Source organism: Streptomyces daqingensis (assembly GCF_014645895.1).
Taxonomy (GTDB): Bacteria; Actinomycetota; Actinomycetes; order Streptomycetales; family Streptomycetaceae; genus Streptomyces; species Streptomyces daqingensis.
On the sequence record NZ_BMMP01000005.1, the window covers coordinates 338,714 to 345,085 of the forward strand.

Genomic DNA, 6,372 nt, shown 5'->3' on the forward strand with positions numbered 1-6,372 from the left:
GGACGGTACGGAGCGGAGGAGCCAGGTGAGTTCGGCTGCTGGGAAGGAGACAGACGGCGCCCGGGACGGAGCCGGCCGTCCGGACCGCTTGCCCGGAACGGCACACGCGCCCGGCGTGACGACAGTGCACGGCCACCACTTCGACCCGCTCGCTCCGCTCCGCACCCCCGCGGACCCCGCCTGCGACGTCTACCTGACCGGCACCGTCTTCCTGGACATCGTCTTCACCGGCCTCGACTCCGCCCCCGTACGAGGCACCGAGTCCTGGGCCCGCGGCATGGGCTCCAGCCCCGGCGGCGTGGCGAACATGGCGACGGCGCTGGCCCGCCTCGGCCTGCGCACCTCCCTGGCCGCCGCCTTCGGCGACGACGTGTACGGCGACTACTGTCGCGAGTCGCTGGAGAAGGGGGAGGGCATCGACCTCGCCTTCTCCCACACCGTCCCGGGCTGGCACTCGCCGGTGACGGTCTCCATGGCCTACGAGGGCGAACGGACGATGATCTCGCACGGGCACGAGGCCCCGCCCAGGCCGGAGCGGGCGGCCGCGTCCCCGGGCACCGGCCTGGGCGGAGCCCCCAACGACCCGGAGGCCCCGGGCTGCCCGCCACCGTCCCGGGCGTGCGTGACGTCCCTCGCCCCCGGCGACGGCCAGGACTGGATCGCCGCAGCCGCCCGCCACGGCAGCCGCGTCTTCGCCGACACCGGCTGGGACGACACCGGCCGCTGGGACCTCTCCTCCCTGCCGGACCTGGCGCACTGCGAGGCCTTCCTGCCCAACGCCGAGGAGGCGATGCGCTACACGGGACGCGACTGCCCGCGCGCCGCCGCCCGGGCGCTGGCCGAGCGGGTGCCGCTGGCGGTCGTCACCCTCGGAGCCCAGGGCGCCTACGCCGTGGACTCGGCGTCCGGCGAGACCGCGGAGCTGCCGGCCGTCCCCGTCGACGCCCTGGACACCACGGGCGCCGGCGACGTCTTCGCCGCCGGCTTCGTGACGGGCTCCCTCGCGGGCTGGCCGCTTCCGGACCGGCTGGCCTTCGCGGGCCTGACGGCCGCGCTCTCCGTGCAGGAGTTCGGAGGTTCGCTGTCGGCGCCGGGCTGGGCGGAGATCGCCGCCTGGTGGCGCCGGGTCCGCCCGTACGACGCCGCCGGCACCTACGCCTTCCTCGACCCGCTCCTGACGGGGTGCGGCCGGCCGACGGCGCTGCGCCGGGCCGTCCCCACCATCGGCTTCGGCCGCGGCAGGCCGACGGCGTAGCGTCGCGGGGCGCCCCCGCGGCCCCCGGGCCTCCCCGGGCGCCGTCGGGAGCGGGTAAACCGTTCTGGCTTGTCAGTCGCCCGTCGTATTGTTGGAAGCCAAGTGCCGGCTGATGCAGAGAGGGATGAGGAAGGCCCGAACGGGTCACCCATGACGCAGACAACGACGAATCAGGCGGGCTCCCCGCAGGAGACGGCCCGCTTCACCGTTCCGGCCAAGCACCCCATGGTGACGGTGCTGGGCTCCGGCGACTCCCTGCTCCGCGTGATCGAGCAGGCCTTCCCCGCCGCCGACATCCACGTGCGCGGCAACGAGATCAGCGCCACGGGAGAACCCGCGGAGGTCGCCCTCATCCAGCGCCTCTTCGACGAGATGATGCTGGTCCTGCGCACCGGCCAGCCCATGACGGAGGACGCGGTGGAGCGCACCATCGCGATGCTGCGGGACCAGCGGGACGGCACGGGGACCGCCACCGAGACGCCCGCCGAGGTGCTCACGCAGAACATCCTCTCCAACCGCGGCCGAACGATCCGCCCCAAGACGCTCAACCAGAAGCGCTACGTCGACGCGATCGACAAGCACACGGTCGTCTTCGGCATCGGTCCGGCGGGCACCGGCAAGACCTACCTCGCGATGGCCAAGGCCGTGCAGGCCCTGCAGTCCAAGCAGGTCAACCGCATCATCCTGACGCGGCCGGCGGTCGAGGCGGGGGAGCGCCTGGGCTTCCTGCCGGGCACGCTCTACGAGAAGATCGACCCGTATCTGCGCCCGCTCTACGACGCCCTGCACGACATGCTCGACCCGGACTCCATCCCGCGCCTGATGGCCGCCGGGACGATCGAGGTCGCGCCTCTGGCGTACATGAGGGGCCGGACCCTGAACGACGCCTTCATCATCCTCGACGAGGCGCAGAACACGAACCCCGAGCAGATGAAGATGTTCCTCACCCGGCTCGGCTTCGACTCGCAGATCGTCATCACAGGAGACGTCACGCAGGTCGACCTCCCCGGCGGCACGAAGAGCGGTCTGCGGCAGGTCCGCGAGATCCTCGGCGGCGTCCCGGACGTGCACTTCGCCGAGCTCGACAGCTCGGACGTGGTGCGCCACAAGCTCGTCGGGCGCATCGTCGACGCCTACGCCCGCTACGACGACCGCAACGAGACCGAGTCCGGCAGAGGGCACGGTCACGACGGCCCCGCCAGAGCCGGTGACCGCAGCCCCAACGGAAAGCGCTGAGACCGACGCGTCATGACGATCGACGTCAACAACGAATCCGGCCGCAAGGTCGACGAGGCGGCGCTGCTCGACATCGCCCGCTACGCCCTGGGCCGGATGCGCATCCACCCGCTCTCGGAGCTCTCCGTCATCGTCGTGGACTCCGACGCCATGGAGCAGCTCCACCTGCAGTGGATGGACCTGCCCGGCCCGACGGACGTGATGTCCTTCCCGATGGACGAGCTGCGTCCGCCGGTCCGGGACGAGGAGGATCCGCCGCAGGGCCTGCTCGGTGACATCGTCCTGTGCCCGGAGGTCGCCGAACGGCAGGGAGCCGACGCCCCGACGCAGCACTCCATGGACGAGGAGCTCCAGCTGCTCACCGTCCACGGTGTGCTGCACCTGCTGGGGTACGACCACGAGGAGCCACCGGAGAGGGCGGAGATGTTCAGCCTGCAGTCCGCGATCCTGGACGGCTGGCGTGCGGAGCAGGGCCTCACCGGCCCCTCCCCGGCCCCCACCACCACGTCGTGACCGCGCAGTTCGTCGCCGCGGCGGCGCTGCTGGTCGTCCTGGCCTGGCTCGCCGCCTGCGCGGAGGCCGGCCTGGCGCGGACGACCAGCTTCCGCGCGGAGGAAGCGGTGCGGCAGGGACGGCGCGGAGCGGAGCGCTTGGCCGTGGTCGCGGCGGACCCGACGCGCTATCTGAATCTGGCGCTGCTGGTCCGCGTCGCCTGCGAGGTCGCCTCGGGTGTCCTCGTGGCCTACACGTGCCTGCGCGTCTTCGAGGAGACGTGGCAGGCCCTCGTGGTCGCGATGGGCGTGATGGTGCTGGTCAGCTACGTCGCGATCGGCGTCTCACCGCGCACCATCGGCCGCCAGCATCCGCTGAACACGGCCACCGCCGCGTCGTACATTCTGGTGCCGCTGGTGCGCATCCTGGGCCCCGTGCCGCAGCTGCTGATCCTGCTGGGCAACGCGCTGACGCCCGGAAAGGGCTTCCGCAAGGGCCCGTTCGCGAGCGAGGCGGAGCTGCGGGCGATGGTGGACCTCGCCGAGCAGGAGTCGCTGATCGAGGCCGAGGAGCGGAAGATGGTGCACTCCGTCTTCCAGCTCGGCGACACGATCGTGCGCGAGGTGATGGTCCCGCGCACGGACCTGATCACGATCGAGCGGTTCAAGACGATAAGGCAGGCGCTCACGCTGGCGCTCCGGTCGGGCTTCTCCCGCATCCCGGTGGTGGGGGAGAGCGAGGACGACATCGTCGGCATCGTCTATCTCAAGGACCTGGCCCGCAGGGTGCACATCAGCCGTGAGGCGGAGACCGAGCTCGTCTCCACGGCGATGCGTCCCGCCACGTTCGTCCCGGACACGAAGAACGCGGGCGACCTGCTCCGCGAGATGCAGCAGGACCGCATCCACGTCGCGGTCGTCATCGACGAATACGGCGGCACGGCGGGCATCGTGACCATCGAGGACATCCTGGAGGAGATCGTCGGAGAGATCACCGACGAGTACGACCGCGAGCTGCCGCCCGTGGAGGAGCTGGGGGAGGGGCGGTACCGCGTCACGGCCCGGCTCGACATCGGGGACCTGGGCGAACTGTACGACCTGGTCGGCCTGGACGACGAGGACGTGGAGACGGTCGGCGGCCTGCTCGCGAAGTCGCTGGGGCGGGTGCCCATCGCCGGAGCGAAGGCGACGGTCGACGTCACGGAGGACCGCTCCGACCCGACGCTCACGGCGCTGCGGCTGACCGCGGAGGCTCCGGCCGGGCGCCGGAACCGGATCGTCACGGTGCTCGTGGAGCCGGTGCGCTCCGAGGAGGGCGCGGACGGCCGCTCCGCGGACGAGGCCGCCAACGCCTGAGCGGCGGCGGGGCGGTGACGCGGCGGGCCCGTCCGAGGCGCCGGGGAAGCCCCGCGGTGGGAGGCTGGACGTATGACGCCGGAGGAGCTGCGCGGCTACTGCCTGGGGTTCGACGGGGCGAGCGAGGACCACCCCTTCCCCCGCAGTCCCGGGCTGTCCGCCTTCAGGGTGGGCGGCAAGATCTTCGCGTTCTCCGTGCTGGAAGGGGTTCCGCTGCGGGTGAGCCTGAAGTGCGAGCCGGACCTCGCGGTGCAGCTCCGTGCCGCCCACCGGGCCGTGAATCCCGGCTATCACCTCGACAAGCGGCACTGGAACACCGTCACGGTCGACGGCTCCCTGCCCCGGCGGATGATCGAGGACATGGTCGAGGACTCCTACGACCTGGTGGTCGCCGGGCTGCCGCGTACGCAGCGGCTACGGCTCGACCGGCCCTGAGCGCACGGCTGTCCCGGCGCCCCCGGGGTCCCGGCCCCACCGGCCTCCGGGCCCCCGCCGGAGCCGGCCGGTGCCGCGTCATATGCTCGGACGCATGAGTGACCAGAGTGACCAGGCGCTGGACCCGGAGGACCGCAAGCTCCTCACGCTGGCGCGCAGCGCCCGCGCCCGCAACGGCGTTCCGGAGGGAGCGGCGGTGCGCGACGAGACGGGCCGCACGTACGTGGCGGGCACGGTCGCTCTGGCCTCGCTGAAACTGAGCGCCCTGCAGACGGCGATCGCCATGGCCGTCGCCTCGGGCGCGGCGTCGCTGGAGGCGGCGGCCGTGGTGACGGAGGCCGAGGTGATCCCCGCGGCGGACCTCTCAGCAGTGCACGACCTGTCGGGCGAAGCCACGACAGTGCTGCTGGCGGGCCCCGACGGGAAGCTGCGGGCGACGGTCGCGGCGGGCTGAGCGCACCGGCCGGTCGGGGGCACTCACCCGATCGGGGACAATGGTCGCCATGGATGCACCCTCCCCCGATTCGCCTGCGGACGAGACCGCTACGGCGCCGCACCGCTCCGGCTTCGCCTGCTTCGTAGGGCGCCCCAACGCCGGCAAGTCGACGCTCACGAACGCGCTGGTGGGGACGAAGGTCGCGATCACCTCCAACCGGCCGCAGACCACGAGGCACACGGTGCGCGGCATCGTGCACAGGCCCGAGGCGCAGCTCGTCCTCGTCGACACCCCCGGACTGCACAAGCCGCGCACGCTGCTGGGGGAGCGGCTCAACGACGTCGTCCGCACGACGTGGGCCGAGGTCGACGTCATCGGGTTCTGCCTCCCCGCCGACCAGAAGATCGGTCCCGGGGACCGCTTCATCGCGGCTGAACTGGCCGGCCTCAAGCGGACGCCGAAGATCGCCGTCGTCACCAAGTCCGACCTCGTCGACTCCAAGTCGCTCGCCGAGCAGTTGATCGCCGTCGACCGGCTGGGCAAGGAGGCCGGCTTCGAGTGGGCGGAGATCGTCCCGGTCTCCGCGGTCGAGGACCGGCAGGTGCCGCTCCTGGCCGACCTGCTCGTGCCGCTGCTGCCCGAGGGCCCGCCGCTCTACCCGGACGGCGACCTGACGGACGAGCCGGAGCAGGTCATGGTCGCCGAGCTCATCCGCGAGGCGGCGCTCGAGGGCGTGCGCGACGAACTGCCGCACTCCATCGCCGTCGTCGTCGAGGAGATGCTGCCCAGGGAGGACCGGCCGGCCGACCGGCCGCTGCTGGACATCCACGCCAACATCTTCCTGGAGCGGCCCAGCCAGAAGGGCATCGTCATCGGCCCGAAGGGCAAGCGCCTCAAGGAGGTCGGCACGGCCTCACGCGCCCACATCGAGGCGCTCCTGGGCACGCCCGTCTACCTCGACCTGCATGTGAAGGTCGCGAAGGACTGGCAGCGCGACCCGAAGGCGCTGCGGCGGCTGGGCTTCTAGGTTCTGTCTGACAAATAGCGTCGTACGTCCGTCAACCAGGCGGGATTTGTCAGACAGAGCCTAGTGACCTGAGTCGGAGATTCGTTGGCAGTAGGCGGCGACTTTGTCGAGGATTTCGTCTGCGGTCTTTGTCCAG

Annotated in this window: 7 protein-coding genes; all 7 read left to right on the forward strand. The window is 71.8% G+C overall.

The genetic code is table 11. The features are described 5' to 3' along the window. The first annotated feature begins 115 nt into the window (after positions 1-115). The 7 genes from IEY56_RS10130 (at position 116) to era (ending at position 6,236) form a co-directional block, all read left to right on the forward strand. On the forward strand, positions 116-1,255 hold the full coding sequence (locus IEY56_RS10130) for a carbohydrate kinase family protein (RefSeq protein WP_229711760.1): 1,140 nt from the start codon (positions 116-118) through the stop codon (positions 1,253-1,255). 150 nt (positions 1,256-1,405) lie between these two features. After that, positions 1,406-2,491, forward strand: coding sequence for a PhoH family protein (locus IEY56_RS10135; RefSeq protein WP_189036785.1), 1,086 nt, complete (start codon positions 1,406-1,408; stop codon positions 2,489-2,491). Between the two features lie 12 nt (positions 2,492-2,503). Beyond that, entirely contained in the window at positions 2,504-3,004 is a 501-nt protein-coding gene (gene ybeY, locus IEY56_RS10140) for an rRNA maturation RNase YbeY (RefSeq protein WP_189036786.1), read from the forward strand. Further along, complete coding sequence (locus IEY56_RS10145; protein ID WP_189036787.1) at positions 3,001-4,338, forward strand: hemolysin family protein; 1,338 nt, start codon at positions 3,001-3,003, stop codon at positions 4,336-4,338. Before ybeY ends, IEY56_RS10145 begins: the two co-directional genes overlap by 4 nt. Positions 4,339-4,410: 72 nt before the next feature. Further along, the gene (locus IEY56_RS10150) at positions 4,411-4,773 is read left to right on the forward strand and encodes an MmcQ/YjbR family DNA-binding protein (RefSeq protein WP_189036788.1); all 363 of its coding nucleotides are present in this window, start codon (positions 4,411-4,413) and stop codon (positions 4,771-4,773) included. 82 nt (positions 4,774-4,855) lie between these two features. Next, positions 4,856-5,227, forward strand: coding sequence for a cytidine deaminase-like protein (locus IEY56_RS10155; RefSeq protein ID WP_373292056.1), 372 nt, complete (start codon positions 4,856-4,858; stop codon positions 5,225-5,227). A gap of 40 nt (positions 5,228-5,267) precedes the next feature. After that, positions 5,268-6,236, forward strand: coding sequence for a GTPase Era (gene era, locus IEY56_RS10160; RefSeq protein ID WP_189036790.1), 969 nt, complete (start codon positions 5,268-5,270; stop codon positions 6,234-6,236). Positions 6,237-6,372 lie beyond the last annotated feature (136 nt).

Bases quoted from the DNA above. Each gene is read 5' to 3' on its own strand.
- IEY56_RS10155 (WP_373292056.1), top strand. From the start codon at position 4,856: ATGCTCGGACGCATGAGTGACCAGAGTGACCAGGCGCTGGACCCGGAG.
- IEY56_RS10150 (WP_189036788.1), top strand. From the start codon at position 4,411: ATGACGCCGGAGGAGCTGCGCGGCTACTGCCTGGGGTTCGACGGGGCG.
- ybeY (WP_189036786.1), top strand. From the start codon at position 2,504: ATGACGATCGACGTCAACAACGAATCCGGCCGCAAGGTCGACGAGGCG.
- era (WP_189036790.1), top strand. From the start codon at position 5,268: ATGGTCGCCATGGATGCACCCTCCCCCGATTCGCCTGCGGACGAGACC.
- IEY56_RS10135 (WP_189036785.1), top strand. From the start codon at position 1,406: ATGACGCAGACAACGACGAATCAGGCGGGCTCCCCGCAGGAGACGGCC.